Here is a 24,080-nt window from a genome sequence, read left to right on the forward strand (position 1 = left end):
AGCATGTCAAGCCCAGGTAAGGTTCTTCGCGTTGCATCGAATTAAAGAACATGCTCCGCTGCTTGTGCGGGCCCCCGTCAATTCTTTTGAGTTTTAGCCTTGCGGCCGTACTCCCCAGGCGGGGCACTTAACGCGTTAGCTACGGCACGGAGGGATTCGACTCCCCCCACACCTAGTGCCCATCGTTTACGGCTAGGACTACCAGGGTATCTAATCCTGTTCGCTCCCCTAGCTTTCGCGTCTCAGCGTCAGGAACGGCCCAGCGAGCCGCCTTCGCTACTGGTGTTCCTCCCGATATCTGCGCATTTCACCGCTACACCGGGAATTCCACTCGCCTCTGCCGTCCTCTAGCCCGGCAGTATCCACTGCACGCCCGGGGTTGAGCCCCGGGTTTTCACAGCGGACTTACCGAGCCGCCTACACGCTCTTTACGCCCAATGATTCCGGACAACGCTCGCCCCCTACGTATTACCGCGGCTGCTGGCACGTAGTTAGCCGGGGCTTCCTCGTCGGGTACCGTCAAGCTAGGGGCTATTAACCCTTCGCCCTTCGTCCCCGACAACAGGGCTTTACGACCCGAAGGCCTTCTTCGCCCACGCGGCGTTGCTGCGTCAGGCTTTCGCCCATTGCGCAAGATTCCTGGCTGCTGCCTCCCGTAGGAGTCTGGGCCGTGTCTCAGTCCCAGTGTGGCTGGCCACGCTCTCACGCCAGCTACCCATCGTCGCCTTGGTGAGCCGTTACCTCACCAACTAGCTAATGGGGCGCGGGCCCATCCCTCGCCGGATGGCCGAAGCTACCTTTCCTTGCCAGGGCATGCGCCCCGACAAGCGTACGGGGTATTAGCCGGGGTTTCCCCCGGTTATCCCCCTGCGAGGGGTAGGTTACCCACGTGTTACTCACCCGTTCGCCACTCTACTCACCCCCGAAGGGGCTTTCGCGTTCGACTTGCATGCCTAAAGCACGCCGCCAGCGTTCGTCCTGAGCCAAGATCAAACTCTCCGAACTAATCCTGCGGGCGCTACCCGCCGTGGCGATCCGCATTAGACTCCCGGATCGCAGGGAGTCAGCCTTGGCTCCGAAGAATCGACGGGTTTCGATCCTCCGATTCGCTGCTATTCAGTTTTCAAGACCTCCAGGTCCCTCGCCTCTCGGCGGGACTGGCGGAGGGAAAACCTCCGAGCGACTCAAACGCCCGCCTGTCGGCGGGCTCCGGGGATCCCTCTTCTCGGGGATCCTACCCGGTGAGTCCCTCTTCGGTTGTCAAGCTCCCTCTCATGTGCGTGGAGGAGTATAGCAGGCCCCGGCGGGTTGTCAACGACCTGAGGAAAATTTTTCTCCTGCGCTCCCGGAAGGGGCGGCGAGCCGGGCGTAGCGACGCTTGCCGACCTGCAACACGGCCCCCTGAAGCCTGCCGAGAGGGATGTTGAGGTCTTCCTCGGTGACCTGCTCCCCATCGAGCCTAACCGCCCCTCCCCGGATGAAGCGGCGGGCCTCGCCGTTCGTCCGGGCGAAGCCGGCGCGGGTTATGAGGTCTACTATCCAGACCTGCGGCTCGTCGGGGAGGGAGACCTCTGGGACGTCCTCCGGAACCCCACGCCGGACGATGGTGTCGAAGTGGCGCTCGGCGGATCGGGCCTGCTCCTCGCCATGAAACTGCTGGACGATGGAACGGGCGAGCTTGCGCTTCTGTTCGACGGGTTCCGCTTCGGGCGGCTCACGGTCGAGCAGTAGCCGGTAGTAATCCGCCATGATCTGGTCGGGGATGCTCATCACCTTGCCGAACATCTCTTCCGGCGGATCGGTCACTCCTATGTAATTGCCGACGGACTTGCTCATCTTGACCTTGCCGTCGGTGCCGACGAGGAGCGGCACGGTGAGTATGCACTGAGGACGTTTGCCGTAGTACTCCATTATCTGGCGCCCCATGAGCAGGTTGTAGAGCTGGTCGGTGCCGCCGAGTTCGACGTCGGCATCGATGGCGACGGAGTCGTAGGCCTGCATGAGCGGGTAGAGCAGCTCGGTGAGAGAGATCGGACTCCCGGAAGCGTAGCGCCTGGCGAAGTCGTCACGCTCCAGGATGCGGGCCACGGTCACGGCCCGGGTCAGGTGGATGATATCCGCCATGGTGAGCCCGCCCAGCCACTCCGAGTTGCGCCGGACCTCGGTGCGCTCGGGGTCGAGGATCAGGTATGCCTGATCCAGGTAGGTTTCGGTGTTGCGCTCTATCTGCTCGACCGAGAGGATGGGACGGGTCTTGGAGCGTCCCGACGGGTCGCCCACGCGCGCCGTGTAGTCGCCTATCACCAGGACCGCGGTGTGACCGAGGTCCTGGAACGCGCGCAACTTGCGCAGGACCACGGTGAACCCGAGGTGTATGTCGGGTGCGGTGGGATCTATGCCGAGCTTGACGCGCAACCGCCCTTCGCGCATGCGCTGCTCGAGCTCCTCGCGGCTCACCACGTCCACCGCGTTGCGGAAGATACCCTCAAGATCCGTATTATCAGCCATCAAGCAAAGACCCCTCAAGCTCTCCGATGGGCAACCAACGCGAAAACAGACTGTTGTAATATACCAGCCCCATGAGCGGGCCCCGTCCAAAAGGTGCGACGAGCGGACGCGCCGGGGCTCCGAAGAGACCGGCGGACGGAGCAACGGTGAGATCAAGACACCTCCTGCTTTTTCTTCTTGCCCTGCTCGCAGCAGCAGCCGGCTTCTCCACCGGTGGCTACATCGGCCTGATGAGGGCGGTCGACCGCCTCGGAGATCCATCCAGAGTCTCCACCGGCCCCACCTACATATATTCGGCCCCCCTCGGCAAAGGGGACGATACCCGCCGGGTGATAGGCATCATCTATCCGGCGCGCAACCACCTCAAGACACCCCTTCAGGACATGCCGCCGGGCCTGCTCAACGCCGTGGTCGTAAAAGAAGACAGGCGCTTCAGGGAACACGGAGGGGTCGATCTGTGGGGGATAATCCGGGCTCTCTACGCGGACCTGAAGGCCGGGAGCACGGTGCAGGGGGCCTCGACCATCACCCAGCAGTACGTCAAGAACGCCTATCTCAGCCCGGCTCCCACGCTCACCCGCAAGCTGAGGGAGGCTCTGATCTCGATCGAGATAGAACGCCGCTACTCGAAGGACGAGATCCTGGCGAAGTATCTCAACGCCGTCTACTTTGGGAACAACGCCTACGGTGTGGGGGCTGCCTCGGAGACCTACTTCGGAAAACCGGTGAAAGACCTCACTACCGCAGAGGCGGCCACGCTGGTGGGACTCCTGTGGGCACCATCCACGCTCGGGTCCGACAAAGAAGCCGCCCGAAAACAGCGGGATCTCGTCCTGAAGAAGATGCTCGGGGCCGGGTACATCACGGAGCAGGACTACGAAAGGGCGCTCCACGAACCCATGCCGGAGAGATGGCCCGTCAACCCTCCACACAGGAGCGGGCTCGAAGCCCCGACGCTCACCAGAGACTTCGCAAAGATGGTCGAGCAGGAGCTGACGAAGCGGTACGGAACCCGCGACGTGCTGGAAGGAAACCTGAGCGTCTACACGACGCTGGACCTCGAAGACCAGACGTCGGCCTGGGATGTGCTCTACGGGCCTTCCGGCTACCTCTCCCACCCCGGTTATCCGGACGCAGCGCTGGTCTCTCTGGACCCGAGAACCGGCGGCATAAAAGCGATGATCGGTGGTCATGGCAGTAAGTCCGATTTCAACCTGGCGACCCAGGGTCGCCGGCAGCCGGGCAGTTCCTTCAAGCCGTTCGCGCTGATAGCGGCGATCGAGCAGGGCATAAGCCCGAAGAGAGAGTACGTTTCGGAGAAGAAAACCTACCACCTCAGAAAGCCCGGAGGCAGGACCGAGGTCTGGAAGGTCGAGAACTACGGTGGTATAGAGCGCGGGCCGATCACGCTGGAGAACGCCCTCTGGCAGTCGGACAACACGGTCTTCACCGACCTCGTCACCAACGCGAAAGGCCGGGGCCTGAAAGACGGACCAGAAAAGGTCGTCGAAGTGGCGAGGAAGGCCGGGGTCGAGGCCGACTACGGCAGAAATCCAGGCCCGTCGGTGGTTCTCGGGACGAAGGAGACTTCACCGCTCGAAATGGCGCAAGGCTACGCCACGATAGCCAACGAGGGCCGCAGGCTGAAACCGAGGGCGATCGTCCGGGTGGTGCGGGAGGAGGGCAAAGGCAGGGAGAAGGTCCTCTACGATGCCCCGTCCCACCCAAGGGGCGAGCGTGTGATCCCAAAGGACGTCGCCCGGAAGACCCTGAGCATCATGATCGGCGACGTGACCCAGGGTATAGCGCGGGAGGCCGCCCTCCCGGGACGTCAGGTAGCAGGGAAGACCGGAACCTCGGAGAACTTCTTCGATTCCTGGTTCATCGGCTCCACACCACGGCTCACCACCGCGGTGTGGATGGGATACGCGAAGGGAGGGAAGACCCTGGAAGGTCTCATCGGGCCAGAGGCACAGCAGATAGGCGACGCCCCAACCCCCACGATCATCTGGCACGACTACATGCAGCGCGCGTTGCGCGGCGAACCAAAGGAGAGATTCGAAGGCGTGAAGCCCCCCTCGAGGTCGGACGCCACCGACTTCTACGGCAACCCACTGCCGGCAAGATGACCCGAACGGGCGAGGCCACGTCCACAGAGCGTCCTGGGTCGCACGGAGACGTCGGGATCTCCGTGCAGAAGATACCGCCACGGCAGCTCCGTTCCACGTCTTATGCCTATCCTGGTCGTGGATACGATCTCCCCTTCCGGGGGAGGTCCGTAGCGGATGGTGAGGGGACCGACGGTGAGGTCACACCCGTCGTGGTGAAGCTCTATGCCCAGAGCCTGGGCGAGCCGTCCGGGACCGTCGCAGAGATGCGACGGGCGTCCACGACGGCGGACCATGAGATCCAACCCCTCCAGCGGACGCAGGGCCCTGACGAGCACCGCGCTCCCCACGCCTTCCGGCTCGCAGACCACGTTGAACAGACGATGCATGCCATAGGAGAGGTACACGTAAGATACGCCGGGAGGACCGAAGAGCATCCGGTTGCGGGAGTCCGGCCCGCGGTACGCGTGGCAGGCGGGATCCTCCGGACGGTAAGCCTCGGTCTCGACGATCATCCCGGAGGCGGTCCCCTCCGGGGAGCGGTGGATCAGCACGCACCCGATGAGATCCACCGCCACCTCCCGGGGATCCCGGTCGAAGAATCCGGCCGGGAGCGCCTCCTCCGGGATCACCGCTCTCCGACGAGCTCGGAGATCCGGCGGGAGAGCTCGTCGAGGTCGAGTCCCGCCTCAGAGCGTATCGAGGCCTTGAGAAGTGGGCGCACCTGTCCTATCTGGGCCTGCAGCTCACGCAGAAGCTCCGTGTAGCCGCTCTCCTCACCGACCATGTCGCGCAGGATGGTCGTCTCGGTGCGCCCGGCCACGATCGGCTCGTCCACCCCCTCGACGTACACCAGCGTACGGCGTCCGCTACCGCGGTCCTCCTCGATGGGGACGAGCGCCACTATCTTGTCCGAGCGGACATACTTGCCGAACCCCAGGGGTACGATGCGATCCCGCACGATCCTCATGTCGAGCGAATCTTAACATGGCACGAAGGATCCGAAGCGGATATAGTTTCGTCATGAGGCTCATCCGCAGGCCACGCAAGCTGATCGGGGAGAGGGTGGAACTCAGACACCACTCACGCCGGCACTATCCGCTCTACGGCGAATGGTACGCGGACGAGGAGATATGGAACCTCACCAGCTGGGCCCCCGCCCCGCTGAGCCGGCGCGAGTCGGAGAGGCTTTTCCGGGACCGGGAGGCATCCCCCACCGAGGAATCCTTCGCTATCCACGTGAGGGGAGAGGACGAGCCGATCGGGATAATAAGCCTGGTGAACATCAACAAGACGAAGGGTTCGGCGGATCTTTCGGTCATGCTCGGACCGCCGGAGAGCAGGGGGAAGGGCTACGGACCGGAGGCGATCGGCCTGCTCCTGGATCACGCCTTCGGCACGCTGCATCTGGAGCGGGTCGGCCTCTCGGTCTTCGAGTTCAACGAGCGGGCTATCTCCGCCTACCGCAAGCTGGGGTTCCGGGAAGATGGCCGGATGCGCCAGGCCATAAAGCGCGGCGGGCAGCTGCACGATGCCATCCTGATGTCACTCTCGAAAGAAGAGTGGGAAGCGAGGGGCACCGGCGGGGCTAGCCGCCCCTGATCTCCGCACCGAACCGCTCGCCCAGCCGGGAGGCGATGCGCTCTATCTCGGCGTTCACCTCCTCGTCGGTGAGCGTCTGCGGGCCCTGGAAGGTGAACCCGAAGGCAACGCTCTTCTTCCCTTCGGGGACCTGTTCGCCCTCGTATACGTCGAAAATCCGGAGCCCGGCGAGGGTCGGTACCCGCAGTCGCTCTATCTCGTGCAGCATGTCCCCCACCCTCACGTCGCGCCCGACCACGACCGCGAGGTCGCGTGCCACCGTCGGCACGTTGACGAACGGCTCGAAGTGCGGTTCGGGGTCCGGGTCGCAGGCGGAAAGCTCCACCTCCAGAAACGCCACCGGCACACCTTCGAGATCGAACCTCTCCGCCGTCTCCGGGTGAAGCTCGCCGGCCCACCCGACCTCACGACCTTCCTTCAACACCCGCGCCGATCGCCCCGGGTGCAAGAACGCGGGGACTTCTCCTTCACCCGGAGGGTCGAAACCGGCTCCGGGTACGATCCTCTCGGCGATGCCCCGCACCTCGAAGTATCCCGCCCTCCGCTCCGGAACATTCCACCCCTGCGGTCGAAAAGACCCGAACAGGAGCACCCCCAGACGGGGTCTCTCTACGACCCCCGTAAGGGTGGTTTCGTCCACCTCTCCGGATGACCTTCCAGTGAACCGGAAACGCAGCGCCGCCTGGCGATCCTGCATCCTGCGGGGCTCGAAGGTGCGTCCTATCTCGAAGAGTGCCCCACCACGCTCCCCAAAGGAACGATTGCGCGCGGCCGCTTCCAGAAGCCCGGGCAGCAGCGAGCGCCGCAGGTTGCGCCCCCCGGAGCTAAGCGGGTTCTCGACGCGCACGGGGTCTCCCTCCAGGCTCAATACCTCCTCCCAGAGGTCCGGTCCGAACGGATAGGTTATCGTCTCGGCGAGACCGAGGTCCGCGAGCAGACGCCGGAGCGTACGGAGCCTGCGCTGGGGGACGCTCAGACCCCCGGGAAGGTTCGTGGAGGGCACCTCCTCCGGAACCTTCTCCAGCCCGACGATCCTGCCGATCTCCTCGATGAGATCGACCTCGCGCCTGAGATCGCGTCGGAAAGTGGGGACCGTGACCGAGAAAGCCTCTTCCTGCTCTTTCGAGACCTCGCATCCGAGCCCTTCCAGCACCTCGCGGGCCTCCCCCCCATCGATGTCCGTGCCGAGCAGGAGGGCAGCCCTCTCGAGCCGGAGCGGAACCCGCCACGGTTCGACCGGCTCGGGGTAGTGTTCGAGCACGTCGGAAGCCACACGTCCCCCGTGCAACCGCGAGAGCAGCCCGCACACGCGCTCCATCGTGTAGTCGACCATGTTCGGGTCGAGCCCGCGCTCGAAGCGCCCGGAGGCGTCGGTGCGCAACCCCAGCCTGGAGGAGGTCTCGAGGATGCTGCGTCCGTCGAAGGTCGCCACCTCTACGAGCACGTCCGAGGTCCCTTCGTCGACCTCGGCGTCCTCCGCCCCCATCACACCAGCGACGACGAGCGGACGCTCCTCGTCGGCGATGACGAGCGTGTCAGCGTTCAGAGTGCGGGTCGAGCCGTCGAGCAGGGTGAGCTTCTCCCCGGGTCTGGCGCGGCGCACCACGATCCCGCCCCGCACCTTGGACGAGTCGAAGGCATGGATCGGCTGCCCGGTCTCGAGCATCACGTAGTTGGTCACGTCGACGATGCCGTTGACCGGGCGCATGCCGGCCGCATGTATCCTGCGGCGCATCCAGACCGGCGCCCGGCCCTGCGTGAGCGAACTCACACGCCTCAGGTCGTAGCGGGGACAGAGATCCGGCTCTTCCACCCGCAGGGTGTACTCCGCGGTCTTCGCCCCGTCCTCCTCGAAAGTGCTCTCCGGCACCCGGAAACCCGTGCGGAGGATCGCAGAGAGTTCCCTGGCCACCCCGATCATGCCCCACAGATCCGGTCGGTTCGGCATCACGTCTATATCGAGCACGGTCTCCCCGATCGGGAAGTAATCCGAGAGAGGGCGTCCGACCTCGAAGTCACCATCGAGGAGCAGTATCCCCTCGTGGTCGCCAGAGACGCCGAGCTCGCGCTCGCTCATCATCATCCCGTAAGACTCCAGCCCTCGCAGCCGGGCCTTCTTTATCTTACCGACGCCGGCGAGCGTGCTGCCCGGCAGAACCACCGGCACCCGTGCCCCGGGGTGGGGGTTCGAAGCACCGGCCACTATCTGCACTTCTTCCCTCCCCAGGTCCACCTTAGCCACGAAGAGCCGGTCGGCGTTGGGATGAGGACCGAACTCCACCACCTCACCCACGACCACCTCGCCGTCGAGGACGCCGAGTTGGTCTATCCCCTCGACCTCCTGACTGTGCAGGGAGAAAAGCTCGGCGAGTTCCTCCGCAGAAAGATCGAAGTCTACGTACTCTCGCAGCCAGCCAAGCGGAACGCGCAAATCGGGACTCCTTCAGAACTGACGTAGGAAGCGCAGATCACCCTCGAAAAAGAGCCGGAGATCCGGGATGCCGTACTTGACCATCGCCATCCGATCCGGCCCCATCCCGAAGGCGAACCCGGTGTACTCTTCGGGGTCGTAGCCGACCTCCTCCAGGACCGCCGGGTCCACCATCCCGGCCCCGAGCATCTCGAGCCAGCCGGCCCCTTTACATACCCGGCATTCGGCGTCGGCCCCGCCGCAGACGAAACAGCTCACGTCCAGCTCGACGCTCGGCTCGGTGAACTGGAAGTAGCTGGGCCTGAGACGTATCCCGACGTCCTCACCGAAGACGTGGCGGGCCATCGCCGCGAGCGTACCTTTGAGGTGGGCGAGCGAGAGGCCCCTGTCGACGGCGAGCCCCTCTATCTGGTGGAACATCGGGGTGTGGGTGGGGTCGGAATCACGCCGGTAGACCCTGCCGGGGACGACCACGTAGGCCGGCGGTTCCTGCGAGAGCATCGTCCGGACCTGTACCGGCGAGGTGTGCGTCCTGAGGACCAGCCCTTCGCCGAGGAAGAAGGTATCCTGCATGCTGCGCGCCGGGTGGCCGGGCGGGATGTTGAGCGCTGTGAAGTTGTAGTAGTCGGTCTCGACCTCCGGCCCCTCAGCGACCCGGTACCCGAGCCCGACGAAGAAGTCCACGACCTCGTCCACCACACGTTGCGTGGGGTGAAGGTGTCCTTTGGGATAGGGAACACCGGGGAGGGTTACGTCCACGGCCTCCCCACGCAGACGCTCTTCGAGCTCTGCACCGGCGAGCTCCGCCAACCGCTCTCTGAGCGCGCTCTCGACCTCCCGCACCGCGAGGTTGACCTCCCGGCCAACCTCCCGACGCTCCTCCGGGGGGAGCTCGCCTATGGACTTCCGAATACCCGCCAGCTCGGAGCTGCGCCCCAGGTACCTGACGCGCGCCTCCTCCACCTCGGCGGAGGAGGAGGCGCGTTCGATCTCGCCCAGAGCCCGGGATTTAAGCTCATGTATACGCTCGAGGGCCTCCATGCAGGGCGCTATGGTAGCACACGCGCCGCAGCCTCGTAGAGCAGGATCGAAGCGGCCACCGCCGCGTTGAGCGAGGGCGCCCGGGACGGTATGGTCACCCGCAGCTCGCAGGCCCGCACCACTCCTGCGGGGAGCCCGGCCCCCTCGTTTCCCACCACCAGCAGCACCTTCCCGCCGGGCACCCGGCGCGGCGGGACGCCACCCTCCACCACCGCGGCAGCGCTCCGGTAGCCGACCTCAGAGGAGAGACGCAGGAACTCCACCGGATCTACGTCCCGTGCCACCGGTACATGGAACAGAGCCCCCATCGTGGCCCTGACGGTCTTGGGATTGTACAGGTCGGCACATCCTCTGGAGAGCGCCACCGCCCCGCCGAAAGCGTGCGCCGAGCGCACCACGGTGCCAACGTTGCCAGGATCCTGTACCTCGCAGAGCAGGACCACGGGCGACCCAGCGCACAACAGCTCATCGAAGCCCACGTCCACGAAGGGGAAGACGGCGACTGGACCAGAGGGAACCGTGAGCGTGGAGAGCGCGCGGACCTCTTCCGGGCGTTCGAAGAGGGCGACTGGCCGGACCGGAGCCTCGCGTACCAGAGCCTCCCCCTCGGCCAAAAAAAGCCTCTCCCGCTCCCGGTATTTCTTCAGGCGCAACTTCGCATAGCGCCTGAGACCGCTCTTCGAGCTCAAAACGATCGCCCTACCGGGAGACCCGGAGCCCCGCGCGACCCACGCCAGGGCCAGCACGGCCTCCGATCTCGAGATATTCCCGCCGGACCGCAGACGTCAGAGGGGGAAGCACCCCTGGCCCTGCGGCTGGAGGGCGTCCCTAGCCCTCCGCAGCCGGGCGCCGGCCGTTCTCCTCGAGGGCCTCTCGCACCCGGGAGACCACGGCGGCGAACGCCTCGGGCTCGTTCACGGCGAGGTCGGCCAGGATCTTGCGATCGAGATCAATACCCGCAAGCCTCACCCCCTGGATGAAGCGGGAGTAGGAGAGCCCGTGCTGGCGGGCGGCGGCGTTTATGCGCTGGATCCAGAGCGCCCGAAAGTCCCGCTTCTTCTGCTTGCGCCCGACGTAAGCGTATACGCCGCTCTTCCAGACCTGTTCCTTGGCCCGCTTGTACGAGCTGTGCTTGGTCCCGCGGTAACCCTTCGCCTCCTTGAGGACCTTGCGCCGCTTCTTGCGGGCGTGGACGCTGCGCGCTGCCCGAGCCAACTACCTCACCCCCAGCAGACGGCGCACCTGGGGCACGTCGTTCGGATGTACCGTGGTCTCGGTGTTGAGCCGGCGCTTGCGCTTGGGGCTCTTCTTCTCCAGGATGTGGTTGTGCCCGCTGCGCCGGCGCTTGATCTTCCCTCGCTTGCCCACCTCGAAGCGCCCGGCGGCGCCCTTGTGGGTCTTCATCTTCGGCATCTCTATATCCTCCACGTTTTCTCGCTACGATAGGACAGATACGGAGGCTCGCGGCACGGGAGTGGGCCGTGTCGCCTCCCGATCCTCTTCTACCCGGCGGGTTATTCTACACCACCATCGGGCGCTCAGTTCCGGGTCGCGCTCTTCTTCTGCTGATCCTTGCCCCCCTGGGCGTCCTTCTTGGGGGCGAGGACCATGACCATGTTCCTGCCATCCAGGTTGGGTTGACTCTCTATCTGCCCGAGGTCCTTCAGATCGTCGGCGAGCCTCCTGAGGAGCCGCTCCCCCAGCTGCGGATGCTGTACCTCGCGCCCGCGGAACATGATCGTCACCTTGACCTTGTCTCCGCCGCGTAGGAACCGCTCGACGTGGGAGCGTTTGGTGTTGAAGTCGTGATCCCCGATCTTGGGCCGGAGCTTTATCTCGCGCACGCTTATGTTGGTCTGCTTCTTGCGCGCGGCCTTGCGGGCCTGCTCCTTCTGGTACTTGTACTTGCCGTAGTCCATCAGCCGGACCACCGGGGGGTTGGCGTTCGGCGCGACCTCCACCAGGTCGAGATCCAGCCTATCCGCGTACTCCTGAGCCTCGCGGATGTGTTTTATACCGAGTTGTTCGCCTTTCTCCGAGATCAGCCGCACCGAGCGAGCCCGGATCTGGTCGTTTACCCTCGGTTCTCCTTCAGGTGCTACTGTACACCACTCCTCTCTGAGCTAGCCTACACGGGTCCGAAGATAATACATAGCCACATGACTATCCTGCGAGGTGCTCGAACGGACCCTTTCGATCTAATTATACTCTGCCATCAGCCGTGAAGTCCATGGGGACCGAGAACCTCCTCCACCTCGCTCCGGACCAGCGCGGCGAACCCGTCCACGGTCATCTCTTCCTGCTCCTTCTGCCCGCGACGACGCACGTTGACGCTCCCGGCTTCGGCCTCGGCATCCCCGACTACGAGGAGGTAGGGGACCTTCTTGCGGGCGTTCTCCCGGATCTTCTTCTGCATCGTGCTCGGCGAGTCGTCGACCTCGACGCGCACTCCTGCGCCACCGAGCTTTTCGCTCACGATCCCGGCGTACTCCAGGTGACGATCCGCGACCGGGATCACCACCGCCTGCACCGGGGCGAGCCAGACCGGGAACGCCCCCGCGTAGTGCTCGATGAGCACGGCCATGAAACGCTCGGTGGTTCCCGTCACCGCCCGGTGCAGAAGAACCGGGGTGTGCTTCTCCCCGTCCTCACCGACGTACTCGCACCCGAGCCGCCCGGGCTGGATGAAGTCGACCTGGATCGTCGAGAGCTGCCACTCACGGCCGAGCACGTCTTTGGCCATGAAATCTGCCTTCGGCCCGTAGAAAGCAGCCTCTCCCTCGACCGGCTCGTAGGATATCCCGGCGGCGTCGAGCGCCCTCCGCAGGGCATCCTCGGCCCGCTGCCACTTCTCCTCGTCGGCGATGTACTTGCTGCTGTCCGGATCGCGCAGCGAGAGCCGCACCCGGTAGTCGGTAAAACCGTAGGTATCGAGCACTTCCCGGATAATCGCGAGCGCCCGAGCGAACTCTCCCTGTACCTGCTCCTCGGTGCAGAAGACGTGGGCGTCATCCTGGGTGAGTGCGCGCACCCGCGTCAGGCCGGAGAGTTCCCCGCTCTTCTCGTAACGATAGAGGGTGGCGAACTCCGCGTAGCGGACCGGAAGATCCCGGTAGGAGTGGGCGCGGGAGTTGAAGAGAACCATGTGGCTCGGACAGTTCATCGGTTTGAGCCGGTAGACGTTCTCTCCGTCTTTCATCGGCGGGAACATCGCATCCCGGTAGTGGTCGAGGTGCCCCGAGCGGGCATAAAGCTTCTCGTTCACGACGTTGCCGGTCCAGACATGCTCGTAACCGTGGCGGCTCTGCACCCTGCGCACGAAGCTCTCCATGAGGTGCCTGAGCATCTCACCCTTGGGCAGAAAGATGGGGATACCAGCGCCGACGTCGGGCGAGAAGGTGAACAGATCGAGCTCGCGTCCGATCCTGCGGTGATCGCGCGCCCGAGCCTCCTCGAGCCGTCGCAGGTAAGCCTTGAGCTGCTTCTCCGTAGGCCAGGCGGTGCCGTAGATGCGGGTGAGCATGGGGTTGTTCTCGTCCCCGCGCCAGTAGGCCCCCGCGACGCTCTGCAGCTTGAAAGCCCCGATCCTGCCCGTGCTCGGCACGTGCGGCCCCCGGCAGAGATCGTAGAAATCACCCTGCCGGTAGATGGAGATCTCCCCGTCCTCCAGATCCCGGATCAGCTCCAGTTTGTACGGGTTGTCCGAGTAGAGCCGCTCGACCTCCTCTTTGGAGACCTCCTCACGCCTTATGGGGAGATCCCTCTCCACGATCTCGCGCATCTTCTCTTCGATGCGCGGCAGATCCTCCTCGGTTATGCGCCCCGCCACCTCGATGTCGTAGTAGAAACCGTCCTCGACCGGCGGTCCGATGGTGAGCCTGCTGCCGGGATAGAGCTCGAGTATCGCCTGCGCCATCACATGCGCCGCCGAATGACGCATCACGTAGAGCCCCTCAGGTGAATCCTTGGTTATGACCTCGAACTCCCGTGCCCCATCCAGCGGTGCTTCGAGGTCGACGAGCCGCCCGTCCACGCGCGCCGCCACGGCATCGCGCGCCAGGCGCGAGCCTATCCTCCGCGCGACGTCCCTGGCCCGCTCACCGGGCTCGACGTGCAACTCAGTTCCATCGGGCAACCTGACTGAAGACATAGATCCTGCGCCTCTCTGTTTCGGAAGGTGGACAGGGTGGAGATAAGTGCCGGCTAGCTAGTTCGAGGACCGTACGCGGTACGGAGTAGTGGGCGATAGTGGATTCGAACCACTGACCTCTTCCGCGTCAAGGAAGCGCTCTCCCCCTGAGCTAATCGCCCGTTCTCAGCAAAGCCGGGAGGCGGCACCCGGAATCGAACCGGGGTACAGGGTTTTGCAGACCCTTGCCTAACCACTCGGCCATGCCGCCAAAGCCGGCCGGCGCCGGTCCTGTTCCGGCTCTGCGGCCAGAGCGGACGACGGGATTCGAACCCGCGACCCTCACCATGGCAAGGTGATGCTCTACCAGCTGAGCTACGTCCGCCTAACATCCCGGTCGCCCGTGTAATTTAGCACGCCTCAGCCTACCTTACAACCGCCCGCCGGAGCTGCTCGTAATAGCCCCGCAGGGTGAGCGTGGCCTTCTGCCAGTTGCGTCCCAGAGCCGCACTTCTGGCTCCCGTCCGCAGCCGACGCATCCGCTCTTCGTCTCCGAGTATCCCGCTCACGGCATCGACCAGACCGGACGGGTCCTTGGGCGAATACAGCCGCCCGCTCTTTCCCTCCTCCACCACCTCCTCCGAAGCCCCGCTGCGGGCCGCCACGACCGGGAGCCCGGAGGCCATGGCCTCGAGCATCGCCATCCCGAGGGTCTCGGTGGTAGAAGGGAAGAGGAAAAGATCCGCGGAAGCGTAGGCCCGCGCGAGATCTTCACCGTGCAGAAAGCCGGTGAAGGTTGCCGGCAGGCCGGAGAACTCCTGCTCGAGCCTCCCGCGATCCGGTCCATCACCTACCACGGCCAGCCTTACCCCCGGCAGCTCCCGCAGAACGTGCTTGAGGGAAGATATCCCCTTCTCTCGAGCGAGCCTGCCGACGAACAAAAGCAGACGGTCCTCGGGGTGTCCGCCGGAGAGGCGTTTTCTCCAGGACACCGAGCGCTTCTCGGGAGAGAAGAGGCGCGAGTCCACCCCCTGCGGCCAGAGCCGGACGTGTCGGACGCCCTCGTTCCGGAGGTAACGCGCCGTCGCCTCCGAGGTACAGAGGTTGAGGTTGGCCTGGTTGTGCAACCCTCTTATCGCCCGGCGGGCGAAGTTCGTCAGGAAACCCAGCCTGTACAGCGAGGCGTAGGTGGCGATGTTGGTGTGGTAGGAGGCGACGAGCGGTACCCCCATCCTGCGGGCGTAGTAGACGCCCCCGGGCCCGAGTATCACCGGGTTCACCACGTGAACCACATCCGGCTCGAACTCACTCAAGGCCCGCCCGAGCCCGGGATGGGGCGGGCAGAGCTTGACCTGGGGGTACATCGGGAAAGGAATCCCGCGAACCCCCAGGATCCTGGCCCCGGCATAGCGCTCGGGCCCCCCGGAGGGGGCGAAGACGATCACCTCGTCTCCGAGCCGGGAGAGCTCATCGAGGGTGTGGCGCAGACGGGTCACCACGCCGTCCGTTGCAGGGAGGAAAGTCTCTGTGAAGTACGCTATACGCAAGGCCCTGCGGGACGGTCTCAGGCCGGTGCGTGCAGGCCCATGGTTCTCGACCCTCACCTTCTTCAGGCCCCCGCGCTCCAGGGTTCAGAGGTTGGCCACGATCGCTTTCGTGAACTCCCTGGTCCCCGCGGTCCCGCCGAGGTCCTTGGTGCGCGTCTCGGGGCTCTTGAGAGCCGCCTCTATGGCTCGCTGCATCCTCTCCGCGTCCTCCTCGTAACCGAGGTGGATGAGCATGTTCTTGGCCGAGAGCAGGGTCGCGAGCGGGTTGGCTCTGTTCTGGCCGGCGTACTTGGGGGTGGAGCCGTGCACCGGCTCGAAGACGGCTATCTCATCCCCGATGTTGGCTCCGGGCGCGACCCCGAGACCCCCGGTGAGGCCGGCGCAGAGATCGGAGAGGATGTCGCCGTAGAGGTTGGGGCAGACGAGCACGTCGTAGAGATGAGGCTTCGTGACGAGCTGCATCGCCATGTTGTCAACGATGCGGTCGTCTATCTCTTCGAAGTCGTCCTCGTACTCTTTTGCGACCCGGAAGAAGACGTCCCGGAAGAGCCCGTCGGTGTACTTCATGATGTTGGCCTTATGAACGACCGTTACGTGCCTGCGGCCCTGCTCCCTGGAACGTTCGAAGGCCAGGCGACAGAAGCGCTCGGTGCCTTCCTCGGTGATGATCTTGATGGACTCCGCCGCGTGCTTGCCGACCCAGTGCTCGACGCCGGCGTAGAGGTCCTCGGTGTTCTCCCGGTAGAGGACGATGTCTATGTCCTTGTACGGGAGGTCGAGCCCCGGCAGGCTCAGCGCGGGCCGGATGTTGGCGTACAGATCGAGCTCCTTGCGCAGCGCCACGTTGACCGAGCGGAACCCCGTCCCGACGGGCGTCGTGAGCGGCCCCTTTAGAGCGACCTTGTTGCGCCGGATGGATTCGAGGACGTAGTCCGGGAGCGGCGTGCCCTCCTTCTCCATCACGCTCTCCCCGGCCTCGACGATCTCCCACTCGATGTCCACCCCGAGCGCCTCGATCACCTCTTTTACCGAATCGGTCAGCTCGGGGCCGGTGCCGTCTCCGGGGATGAGGGTAACGGTTTGTGCCACGTGAAATCTCCCTTGTTAGCCTGAAAACCTCCCTATCAACTTCTCCAGTATAGCTCCCCTGAGCGGGAGATCACCTGTCAGCGGCCCGCCCCAAAGAACATCGCCGCTCCCACGAGCACCATCAACATCAACATGAGTACGAACACCACGGCGACGGGGATCAACACGATCGCGGCAGCCCGCCCCGTGCTCGTGGAGTGTACCTCCCGAATGCCAACGATCGAAAGATAGATGCCATAGAGGCTCAAGATCCAGCCGACCAGTGGAACCCAGCTCACCAGCGCGGTGACCGAGGCGTACGCCGCCACGCGAAAGGTCCCCTCATATCCGGCGCGCTGCGGGCCCGCGAGCAAAACCACCAGCAGGTGGTAGATCCCGGCCCCGACGAAAAGCACTATCACCCCGCCCACAAGGCCCGAGACGATGCCCGCGATGAACCCGCCTATCCCCTCACTCCCCGAGATCATGCCGATGACCCCACCCAGAAAAGCCGAGGTCACGTAGCAGATGAGGGCGAATAAGAGCGGGCTGAGATAGTCTCCTTCCCTCGCGATGCCCCGGAAAAATCCCACCGGCCTCAGCAAAACCTCCCTCGCCGTCTCCACGAAGCTCGAGAACGGGACCGAGGGCTCGAACTCCTTGCCCGTCGGGGCACTTCCGGCCCCACCGGAACCGGTCTGAAAGCTCATGCTCTCTCCTTCCTTCTACGCAGGATGACTACACTCAGACTATTTGTATCATACGCAACAGAATTTTGGTATCCGGAATCGTTTCGGCGGCACTACTGCTGTAAAATCTGGTTCGAGAGGCGGAGAGAGACGGAAGCGGGTTCCCTATGCCGTCCACGATAGAGGCGTTGGAGCGGGAGCTGGGAGAAGCCCAGCGGGAGAAGGAGAAGCAGGAGCGCGCCGTGATGCGGGCGCGCAACGCCCACGACGCGGCCTGCGCCGCCAGGGACGAGCTCTGGGAGGGCAGGAGTGCGGACGATCCCGAGGTCCGGCGGCTCTCTGAGCTCGTCTACCGCAGGAGGAGAGAGCTTTACGAGGCGGTGGATCACCTGAAGGCCGCCGAAGGCCGCGAGCGACGGATAAAGAGCCGGCTGATGTACGTGCTTCCGGCCGAGCGGCGACGCTATCTCTCCGGCAACGTCGACCGGGAATTCGAGCGCTTCCTCGAAGCGATGAAAGAGGTCTACGAGGGCGAGATCCCGAACCTCGGGATCGAAGTCAGGGTAGAGAGGCCCGGAGAGCTCGACCTCAGGGGAGACGCGACCTGGAGGGCGCTCGAGCGTCTCTACGCGAGCAGCGAGCGCAGGTGGGTGGAGATCCGGGCTTCGCGGGAATCTCCCGCGCTGCACAGGATGGCCCGGCAGATCTCCTACTACGCCGGAGGGCACGTACCGCGCATCTTCGCCGGTGGCCGGGAGGTTCCGGCCGAGATACCGCGGAACGCCCCGCAGGAAGAGTGGCCCAAACCCGCGCGGTACGAGAGCCCGGAGGGCAGGCTGGAGCTCGCCCGGATCACGGCCCGACGCTACCTGGAGGAGAGCACCATCGAGCGCCTCTCGAAACGAGAGCGGGCCCTGGTGCAGATCGCGGAGATCGCCCGCGTCTACCAGAGTATGAACCTGACCGGGGACGAGGTACGCTGGAGGCTCGAACAGCTCGTCTCTCTCAGCACCGAGGTCCTTTCGGCGGTGCGCCAGCTAACGAGCCAGCGGCGCCGGTTCTCCTTCTACGAGATCGCCCGCGCCGCCCGCCTGCTCGACAACCACTTCCCTGACCCCTCGGTAGCGGCAGAAGCCCTGATGCGCTCGGTCGACCGGGCGCTCAGAAACGGCGTGCCGCTCGTGGACGTCGCCTACATCAGCGTCACCGCCGGAGAGGGGTTCTCCTGAGGACTTCTAGGCGTCTTTGAGGTCGTGCTCGGGCACCGATAGGTTGTATGGTCGTGCGGGCTTCTCGGCGAGCACCCTCACCTTGTAGACGAAGTCCGGGATGAACTCGGCCCTGCGGACGTCGAGTATCTCGACCGGTTGTCCGGTCGCCTTAAGAGCGGCCCTGTCGCCGGGTTTGTACCTGGCTGGTCTCGTACGATCGACGGGCATCCTCTGACACCTCCCAAAAAGCAAGAACCCGCCGCAAGTATAATGCCCGCTGCGCCCTTTGAGCGGAGAGCCGGGAGGAGAGATGCCAGAGCGTTACGATCTCATCGTCGTCGGAGCGGGACCCGCAGGATCCTCCACCGCCTACCACGCGGCGAGAGAGGGGCTCGAGGTGCTCCTGATCGACCGGCAGGGATTCCCGCGCGACAAGCCCTGCGGCGACGGTCTCATGCCCCACGCCGCCTCGGAGATATCCCTCATGGGGCTCGGCGACTGGCTCGATGAGCCCCACCACGGCAGGTTCCGCGGCTTCAGCATCTACACCGAGAGTGCCTTTCTCAAGCAGAGCGTCCCTCCCACCCTCAACGGGGTCCACGGCTACACCTCCCGGCGCATCGAGACCGACGCGAAGCTCCTCGAGAGGGCGAAGGAGGCGGGAGCCAGGTTCCTGCCGCAGACCAGGGCCACCGAACCCCTCCGAAACTCCACCGGAGAGATCACCGGCGTCGCGGCCGAGAGAGACGGCGAGACGCTGCGCTTCTCTGCTCCGCTCGTCGTCGCGGCCGACGGCGTGGGAGGATTCGCGGCGGAGGGGATGAAGGCGCACCAGAACGCCGTTGCCTGCAGGCAGTACTTCAGGGGGATCGAGGGACCGGACAAGGACTACCTGCACGTCTTCGTCACCCGCGACATGAACGAGCACGGGGCGGGCTACGGCTGGGTCTTCCACTTCGGCGACGGTACGGCGAACGTAGGAGCGGGCGTCTCCACCCGCACAATCCACAAGACGGGCAGGAACCTCAAGGACTTCTACGAACGATTCATTGAGGAGCCGCGGCTGAAAGAGTGGCTCAAGGACGCCGAGCCCGAAGGGCCGCCGAAGAGCTGGTCTTTGAAGATGGGGATGTGGGGCGCCAGGCGTCACTCGCAGGGGATGATGAGCGCAGGGGATGCTGGCAGCATGATCCACCCGATAAGCGGCGAGGGGGTCGGCTACGCGATAGAGTCCGGCAGGCTCGCCGCCGCGTGGGCGTACGAGGCGCACTCGCGCAAAGACTTCTCGGCACGTCTCCTGCGCGGCTACGAGAGGCAGCTCCTCAGGCGCAGGGGCCGGGAGCATCTCTCGGGCTACGCGCTCGTCCGGCTCGTACCGAACCTGCGACTGCTCGAGCCGCTCTTCAAAGCGTGCGAGAAGCACCCCGGCGCCCGCAAGACGCTCGTGGAAGGGTTCATCGGGGACGTCCCGATCTACCGCATGCTGGGCCATCCCGGCGCGCTCGCTGCGGCGCTGAGAGGTGCGGTCGGGGGCGGGAAGGAGGGCGGACGTGTCTGAGCAAAAGATCACGGTTTCCGGATCGAAGGTGGTCGTGCTCGACGACGGGACCTTCATCACCGACGCGGGCAACCTGCTCGGCGTGAAGAGCCGGGCGAGGATAAAGGGAGCGATGCACCCCATCCTGCTCGATACCGGGGAAGGGAACGTCCTGATCGACGCGGGCTTCGGGCCGGAGCTCCCTGCCTCTCTCGAAGGCCGCTACGAACTGAGGAGAAAGCTGGACCTGCTCGAGAGCATGAGAGAAGCAGGATACAGACCGGAGGAGGTCACGGCCATCATCCTCAGCCACCTCGACCCGGACCACATCGGCTGGGCGCTGAGACCGAGGAGCTTCCCGAACGCGACGGTCTACGTGCAGCGGGCCGCACTGGAAGAGGCCCGGAAGATGCCGGAAGAGGAGGAGCGCCACGAGGCCGTCCCGCTCGTCGAGCGGGCGGTGGAGGAGGGCTGGTGCGAGCTGCTCGAAGGGGAGCGGGAGATCCTCCCGGGCGTGAGGGTCGAGGTGCGCCCGGGACACGCCGAGGGACATCAGATCGTCTGGATAGGGTCCGGCGAAGAGCTGGCGCTCTACACCGGGGATCTCGCACCGGCGAAGATCTGGCTCGACCCCGACCTCATAAGCTCCGTGGACACCGACCCGAAGGCCGCCCGCACAAACCGCATCGAGGTGCTCTCCGAGGCCGCGCGTCTCGACGCCCCGGTCATCCTCTACCACGAACCCACGGAACCCCTTGTGAGGGTCAGGCGCACCGAGAAGGGGTTCGAAGCGGTCCCTCTCGGGTCCTAGCCCTCGTACCAGGTCGTCATCCGCTCGACCGGGCTGCGTCTGCGCCGGGTCTTCGGGGCATCCGGGTAGCCGATGTAGAGGTAGGCGACGATGCTGTCCTTCTCCTCGAGGCCGAAAAAGTCCCGCATGTAGCCGTGGTACGCTGCGGCGCCGGTGCGCCACATGCAACCAAGCCCGAGGTCGTGCGCGGTGAGCTGCATGTTCTGCACGGCCGCGCAGCAGGCCGCGTAGTTCTCGATCGTCTCGACCTCGTCGCGCCCGCCTTTCGAGATAACCGCGATCACGACCGGCGCCCGGAAAGCCTTTTTGCGCTCACGGCTTATGCGCCCCGCCGCGAGCTCCTCGTCCTCACCCTCCTCCTCGGCCATGATGCGCGCCAGCTCGGCCCTCGCCCGGGCCAGCCTGCCCCGGCCCCGCCCGACGAAGACATAAAAGCGCCACGGCTCGGTGATCCTGTGGTTCGGAGCGTGTATTGCGCTCTCCAGGATCTTTTCGACGAGCTCACGAGGGACCGGATCCTGTTTGACCCTCCCCACGCTCCTGCGCGACTCTATGGCCTCGCTTACCTCCAAAGCACCTCCCAGGGGTTTGCCGTCTGTGGTTCCTTCGGAGAGGAGATTTTAATGCAGAGAGGCCCCGGCAAAACGGCGGGAATTCACTTATCATGAGTTTCGAGGTTGTATGCTGACAAGCACGTCCCGAAGATCCTGAGGACCGTTCCAGCGCACGGCCCTCAGGCAACGAGAAAAGGAGGCATGCCAGAGTGTCGAAGACCGTGACCGTCACCGGCGCCGCAGGCGCCATCGGGTACGCGATACTGTTCAGGATAGCCTCGGGTCAGATGCTCGGCCCCGACCAGAAGATCCGGCTGAAGCTGCTGGAGATAGAACCCGCCCTCAAGGCCGCCGAGGGCACCGCGATGGAGCTCTACGACTGCGCCTTTCCCCTCCTGGAGTCCATAGACATCACCGCCGACCCCAAGGAGGCCTTCGACGGCGCGAACGTCTGCCTGCTCATCGGCGCCCGACCTCGCCAGAGGGGGATGGAGCGGGCCGACCTTCTGGAGGCGAACGGTCAGATCTTCAAGCCCCAGGGCCGGGCCATAAACGACCACGCCGCCGACGACGTGCGCGTGCTGGTCGTCGGCAACCCGGCGAACACCAACTGCCTGATCGCGATGAACAACGCCCCGGACGTCCCGCGCGAGCGCTTCAGCGCGATGACCCGCCTCGACGAGAACCGCGCCGTCTCGATGCTCGCCCAGAAGCTGGACGTGGGTATCGAGGACATCCGGGACCTCGTCGTGTGGGGCAACCACTCGCCGACGATGTTCCCCGACCTCTTCAACGCCAGGGTGAAGGGCCAGCGGGCCGTGGATTTGGTAGAGATGGACTGGTACGAGAACGAGTACATCCCGCGCGTCGGCAAGCGCGGCGCGGAGATCATCGAAGCCCGCGGCGCCTCCTCGGCCGCCTCGGCGGCGAACGCCGCCATAGACCACGTCCACGACTGGATGCTGGGCGCCGAAGGCCTCCACTCGATGGCCGTCGCCTCGAGCGGCGAGTACGGCGTCGAGGAGGGCCTCGTCTCCTCTTTCCCGGTGCGGCTCTCGGGCGGCGGCGAGTACGAGATCGCCGAAGGGCTCGAAGTCGGGGACTTCGCCCGCTCGAAGATCGAGATCACCGTCGGCGAGCTGAAAGAAGAACGTGACGCGGTCAGGCAGCTTGGTCTGATCGGCTGACGAGCCCGTGCCCGAGGCGACGCCGGGGTTCAAGCGACGCCTGAAGGAAGCGTTCGACGCGGTGAGCGTCGGGCAGACGTTCACCTACCGGCGCACCTTCACCGAGGGTGACGTCGCCCTCTTCTGCGACGTCACGGGCGACCACAACCCCTACCACCAGGACGAAGCGTTCGCCAGGGAGAGTTGGTACGGCCGCAGGACCATCCCGGGGCTCCTCACCGGGAGCATGCTCACCCACATCGGCGGGATGCTCGGCTTTCTCGCCACCGAGATGCACTTCGAATACCTGGCGCCCGTGTTCGTCGGCGATACGATCACCTGCACCGTGACGGTGCTGGAGAAGGACGAGGAGCGGCGCCGCCTCTCGTGCGGCGCCGACTTCGTCAACCAGGATGGGGTTCGGGTGATCCGGGCGCGCTTCTCCGGTTTTCCAGGTCAGCTGCGCCTGGCGCGCTAGAGAACCTGTATCCTCTTGCGGACCTTCATGCTGGAGATGCTCGCCGCGATCTCGTCGAAAGCACGCGCCGGGGAGCTGCCCTCCTCGAAGAGGCACCTTCCGGGCTCACCCGTCGTATCCGGCAGGATCGGGATGCGCCCGAGGATGCGCGAGCCGAGCTCCGCGGCGACCCTCTCGCCGCCGTCGCCGCCGAAGATCCTCATCTCGTGGCCGCACTCCGGGCACTCGGCGTAGCTCATGTTCTCGACCACGCCGTCGAGCTTGAGGTGGGCCTGAACGGCCATCTTCCCGGCTTTCACGGCGACGCGCGCGGCGTCGGCCTGCGGGGTTGTCACGACGAGCGCCTCGGCCTTCGGGATCATCTGCGCCACCGTGAGGGCCACGTCGCCGGTGCCGGGGGGCATGTCCACGATCACGAAGTCCGGCTCGCCCCAGTAGACGTCGCGCATGAGCTGGGCGAGCGCTTTGTTGACGATCGGGGCGCGCCAGATGATCGCCTGCCCCTCGCCGACGAAGTTCCCCATCGAGATGAACTTGAGCCCGGTCGGGGACTCTATCGGGAAGATGACGCCGTCTATGACGTTGGGCTTCTGCAGAGCCCCGAGCATCACCGGCACCGAAGCCCCGTGCACGTCGGCGTCGAGGATCTGGACGGTCTTGCCCGCCCGCTGAAGCGCAGCCGCGAGGTTGACCGCGACGGTGCTCTTACCGACTCCGCCCTTGCCACTGACGACGGCGACGATGCGGGTCTTCGACTCGTCGCGGAAGGCAGAGGCGATCTCACGTTCTCCTCCCGAGAGGGAGTTCATCAGGTTCTGCCGGTCGGCGTCGGTCATCACGCCGAAGTCGACGTCTACCTCGGAGACGCCTTCCACCATCTTCAGGCGGTCGGTGACGTCCTTCGTGATCCGGTGCTTGAGAGGACAACCGGCGGTGGTGAGAGCAACCCCCACCCTGACCCTGCCGCCGTCGATCTCGATGCCGCGGACCATGTTGAGAGAGACGATATCGCGCCCTATCTCCGGGTCGCGGACGTCTCTCAAAGCCTCCCGGACGGCGTCCTCGGTCGGCCCGTCCTGTCGACGCCTATCCTCCCGTCTGCGGAAAAGGTTAGCCACTTTCAATACCCTCCTCGAGGCCCCGGAGGCCGAAACGACCATCTCCTGAAAGCTTCGGATCAATACTATCACAGCCTTCGAT

22 protein-coding genes, 3 tRNA genes, 1 rRNA gene and 1 pseudogene (1 of these 27 cut by a window edge) are annotated in these 24,080 nt (G+C 65.0%); 7 read left to right on the forward strand and 20 right to left on the reverse strand.

Annotated features, from left to right (window positions below):
- Positions 1-1,005 (reverse strand): 16S ribosomal RNA (locus AC6EKW_RS04100) (it extends 549 nt beyond the left edge of the window).
- A gap of 306 nt (positions 1,006-1,311) precedes the next feature.
- Positions 1,312-2,508 carry a tyrosine--tRNA ligase gene (gene tyrS / locus AC6EKW_RS04105; RefSeq protein WP_498513772.1) on the reverse strand — a complete coding sequence of 399 codons (1,197 nt, stop codon included), beginning with the start codon at positions 2,506-2,508 and terminating at the stop codon, positions 1,312-1,314.
- 146 nt (positions 2,509-2,654) lie between these two features.
- Between tyrS and AC6EKW_RS04110 the strand changes: the two genes are divergently transcribed.
- Complete coding sequence (locus AC6EKW_RS04110; protein WP_498513773.1) at positions 2,655-4,637, forward strand: transglycosylase domain-containing protein; 1,983 nt, start codon at positions 2,655-2,657, stop codon at positions 4,635-4,637.
- Here the strand turns inward: AC6EKW_RS04110 and AC6EKW_RS04115 are convergent.
- Both AC6EKW_RS04115 and AC6EKW_RS04120 read right to left on the reverse strand, forming a co-directional pair.
- Entirely contained in the window at positions 4,610-5,248 is a 639-nt protein-coding gene (locus tag AC6EKW_RS04115) for a DNA-3-methyladenine glycosylase (RefSeq protein ID WP_498513774.1), read from the reverse strand. The genes AC6EKW_RS04110 and AC6EKW_RS04115 overlap by 28 nt on opposite strands.
- A complete protein-coding gene (locus AC6EKW_RS04120) occupies positions 5,245-5,586 on the reverse strand; it encodes a hypothetical protein (protein ID WP_273887539.1) in 342 nt (113 codons plus the stop codon). Before AC6EKW_RS04120 ends, AC6EKW_RS04115 begins: the two co-directional genes overlap by 4 nt.
- Positions 5,587-5,639: 53 nt before the next feature.
- On the opposite strand from AC6EKW_RS04120, the gene AC6EKW_RS04125 reads away from it, so the two are divergent.
- A complete protein-coding gene (locus tag AC6EKW_RS04125; RefSeq protein ID WP_498513775.1) occupies positions 5,640-6,218 on the forward strand; it encodes a GNAT family N-acetyltransferase in 579 nt (192 codons plus the stop codon).
- On the opposite strand, the gene pheT is transcribed toward AC6EKW_RS04125, so the two are convergent.
- The 13 genes and pseudogenes from pheT to AC6EKW_RS04190 form a co-directional block, all read right to left on the reverse strand.
- Positions 6,205-8,649 carry a phenylalanine--tRNA ligase subunit beta gene (pheT, locus tag AC6EKW_RS04130; RefSeq protein WP_498513776.1) on the reverse strand — a complete coding sequence of 815 codons (2,445 nt, stop codon included), beginning with the start codon at positions 8,647-8,649 and terminating at the stop codon, positions 6,205-6,207. The genes AC6EKW_RS04125 and pheT overlap by 14 nt on opposite strands.
- Positions 8,650-8,661: 12 nt before the next feature.
- The gene (pheS, locus tag AC6EKW_RS04135) at positions 8,662-9,690 is read right to left on the reverse strand and encodes a phenylalanine--tRNA ligase subunit alpha (RefSeq protein ID WP_498513777.1); all 1,029 of its coding nucleotides are present in this window, start codon (positions 9,688-9,690) and stop codon (positions 8,662-8,664) included.
- An 8-nt stretch (positions 9,691-9,698) separates the two neighbouring features.
- On the reverse strand, positions 9,699-10,436 hold the full coding sequence (locus AC6EKW_RS04140; protein ID WP_498513778.1) for a TrmH family RNA methyltransferase: 738 nt from the start codon (positions 10,434-10,436) through the stop codon (positions 9,699-9,701).
- 82 nt (positions 10,437-10,518) lie between these two features.
- The gene (rplT, locus tag AC6EKW_RS04145) at positions 10,519-10,905 is read right to left on the reverse strand and encodes a 50S ribosomal protein L20 (RefSeq protein ID WP_273887534.1); all 387 of its coding nucleotides are present in this window, start codon (positions 10,903-10,905) and stop codon (positions 10,519-10,521) included.
- On the reverse strand, positions 10,906-11,103 hold the full coding sequence (gene rpmI, locus AC6EKW_RS04150) for a 50S ribosomal protein L35 (protein ID WP_273887533.1): 198 nt from the start codon (positions 11,101-11,103) through the stop codon (positions 10,906-10,908).
- Between the two features lie 125 nt (positions 11,104-11,228).
- A pseudogene (infC, locus tag AC6EKW_RS04155) lies at positions 11,229-11,765 on the reverse strand (translation initiation factor IF-3); the annotation flags it as partial.
- Between the two features lie 140 nt (positions 11,766-11,905).
- Positions 11,906-13,840, reverse strand: a complete 1,935-nt coding sequence (gene thrS, locus AC6EKW_RS04160) for a threonine--tRNA ligase (RefSeq protein ID WP_498513779.1) — start codon at positions 13,838-13,840, stop codon at positions 11,906-11,908.
- 89 nt (positions 13,841-13,929) lie between these two features.
- Positions 13,930-14,001: transfer RNA gene (locus tag AC6EKW_RS04165), tRNA-Val, on the reverse strand.
- Positions 14,002-14,019: 18 nt separating this feature from the next.
- Positions 14,020-14,090: transfer RNA gene (locus tag AC6EKW_RS04170), tRNA-Cys, on the reverse strand.
- Positions 14,091-14,131: 41 nt separating this feature from the next.
- Positions 14,132-14,204: transfer RNA gene (locus AC6EKW_RS04175), tRNA-Gly, on the reverse strand.
- Between the two features lie 40 nt (positions 14,205-14,244).
- Positions 14,245-15,423 carry a glycosyltransferase family 4 protein gene (locus AC6EKW_RS04180; protein WP_498513780.1) on the reverse strand — a complete coding sequence of 393 codons (1,179 nt, stop codon included), beginning with the start codon at positions 15,421-15,423 and terminating at the stop codon, positions 14,245-14,247.
- A gap of 27 nt (positions 15,424-15,450) precedes the next feature.
- Entirely contained in the window at positions 15,451-16,455 is a 1,005-nt protein-coding gene (locus AC6EKW_RS04185; protein ID WP_273887530.1) for an isocitrate/isopropylmalate dehydrogenase family protein, read from the reverse strand.
- A 77-nt stretch (positions 16,456-16,532) separates the two neighbouring features.
- Positions 16,533-17,144: a YIP1 family protein gene (locus AC6EKW_RS04190; RefSeq protein WP_273887529.1), complete on the reverse strand. Its 612-nt coding sequence runs from the start codon at positions 17,142-17,144 to the stop codon at positions 16,533-16,535.
- Between the two features lie 146 nt (positions 17,145-17,290).
- Between AC6EKW_RS04190 and AC6EKW_RS04195 the strand changes: the two genes are divergently transcribed.
- Complete coding sequence (locus AC6EKW_RS04195; protein WP_273887528.1) at positions 17,291-18,352, forward strand: hypothetical protein; 1,062 nt, start codon at positions 17,291-17,293, stop codon at positions 18,350-18,352.
- A 6-nt stretch (positions 18,353-18,358) separates the two neighbouring features.
- Here the strand turns inward: AC6EKW_RS04195 and AC6EKW_RS04200 are convergent, their stop codons facing one another.
- A complete protein-coding gene (locus AC6EKW_RS04200; RefSeq protein ID WP_273887527.1) occupies positions 18,359-18,562 on the reverse strand; it encodes a hypothetical protein in 204 nt (67 codons plus the stop codon).
- A gap of 82 nt (positions 18,563-18,644) precedes the next feature.
- On the opposite strand from AC6EKW_RS04200, the gene AC6EKW_RS04205 reads away from it, so the two are divergent.
- Positions 18,645-19,892, forward strand: a complete 1,248-nt coding sequence (locus tag AC6EKW_RS04205; protein ID WP_273887526.1) for an NAD(P)/FAD-dependent oxidoreductase — start codon at positions 18,645-18,647, stop codon at positions 19,890-19,892.
- Complete coding sequence (locus AC6EKW_RS04210; protein ID WP_273887525.1) at positions 19,885-20,682, forward strand: MBL fold metallo-hydrolase; 798 nt, start codon at positions 19,885-19,887, stop codon at positions 20,680-20,682. Before AC6EKW_RS04205 ends, AC6EKW_RS04210 begins: the two co-directional genes overlap by 8 nt.
- On the opposite strand, the gene AC6EKW_RS04215 is transcribed toward AC6EKW_RS04210, so the two are convergent.
- A complete protein-coding gene (locus tag AC6EKW_RS04215) occupies positions 20,679-21,254 on the reverse strand; it encodes a nitroreductase family protein (RefSeq protein ID WP_273887524.1) in 576 nt (191 codons plus the stop codon). The two genes, AC6EKW_RS04210 and AC6EKW_RS04215, sit on opposite strands and share 4 nt — an antisense overlap.
- A gap of 191 nt (positions 21,255-21,445) precedes the next feature.
- On the opposite strand from AC6EKW_RS04215, the gene AC6EKW_RS04220 reads away from it, so the two are divergent.
- Together AC6EKW_RS04220 and AC6EKW_RS04225 are read left to right on the forward strand one after the other, a co-directional pair.
- On the forward strand, positions 21,446-22,423 hold the full coding sequence (locus AC6EKW_RS04220; protein WP_273887523.1) for a malate dehydrogenase: 978 nt from the start codon (positions 21,446-21,448) through the stop codon (positions 22,421-22,423).
- A gap of 7 nt (positions 22,424-22,430) precedes the next feature.
- The gene (locus tag AC6EKW_RS04225) at positions 22,431-22,880 is read left to right on the forward strand and encodes a MaoC family dehydratase (protein WP_273887522.1); all 450 of its coding nucleotides are present in this window, start codon (positions 22,431-22,433) and stop codon (positions 22,878-22,880) included.
- On the opposite strand, the gene AC6EKW_RS04230 is transcribed toward AC6EKW_RS04225, so the two are convergent.
- Positions 22,877-23,998, reverse strand: coding sequence for an Mrp/NBP35 family ATP-binding protein (locus AC6EKW_RS04230; RefSeq protein WP_273887521.1), 1,122 nt, complete (start codon positions 23,996-23,998; stop codon positions 22,877-22,879). The genes AC6EKW_RS04225 and AC6EKW_RS04230 overlap by 4 nt on opposite strands.
- Positions 23,999-24,080 lie beyond the last annotated feature (82 nt).

It is taken from the genome of Rubrobacter sp. M3-4, assembly GCF_059772285.1.

What these genes read in the sequence shown, in the direction of transcription:
- pheS (WP_498513777.1), bottom strand. Translation starts at nt 9,690, where the DNA reads ATGGAGGCCCTCGAGCGTATACATGAGCTTAAATCCCGGGCTCTGGGC.
- AC6EKW_RS04195 (WP_273887528.1), top strand. Translation starts at nt 17,291, where the DNA reads ATGCCGTCCACGATAGAGGCGTTGGAGCGGGAGCTGGGAGAAGCCCAG.
- thrS (WP_498513779.1), bottom strand. Translation starts at nt 13,840, where the DNA reads ATGTCTTCAGTCAGGTTGCCCGATGGAACTGAGTTGCACGTCGAGCCC.
- AC6EKW_RS04125 (WP_498513775.1), top strand. Translation starts at nt 5,640, where the DNA reads ATGAGGCTCATCCGCAGGCCACGCAAGCTGATCGGGGAGAGGGTGGAA.
- rpmI (WP_273887533.1), bottom strand. Translation starts at nt 11,103, where the DNA reads ATGCCGAAGATGAAGACCCACAAGGGCGCCGCCGGGCGCTTCGAGGTG.
- AC6EKW_RS04205 (WP_273887526.1), top strand. Translation starts at nt 18,645, where the DNA reads ATGCCAGAGCGTTACGATCTCATCGTCGTCGGAGCGGGACCCGCAGGA.
- AC6EKW_RS04200 (WP_273887527.1), bottom strand. Translation starts at nt 18,562, where the DNA reads ATGCCCGTCGATCGTACGAGACCAGCCAGGTACAAACCCGGCGACAGG.
- AC6EKW_RS04120 (WP_273887539.1), bottom strand. Translation starts at nt 5,586, where the DNA reads ATGAGGATCGTGCGGGATCGCATCGTACCCCTGGGGTTCGGCAAGTAT.
- AC6EKW_RS04190 (WP_273887529.1), bottom strand. Translation starts at nt 17,144, where the DNA reads ATGAGCTTTCAGACCGGTTCCGGTGGGGCCGGAAGTGCCCCGACGGGC.
- tyrS (WP_498513772.1), bottom strand. Translation starts at nt 2,508, where the DNA reads ATGGCTGATAATACGGATCTTGAGGGTATCTTCCGCAACGCGGTGGAC.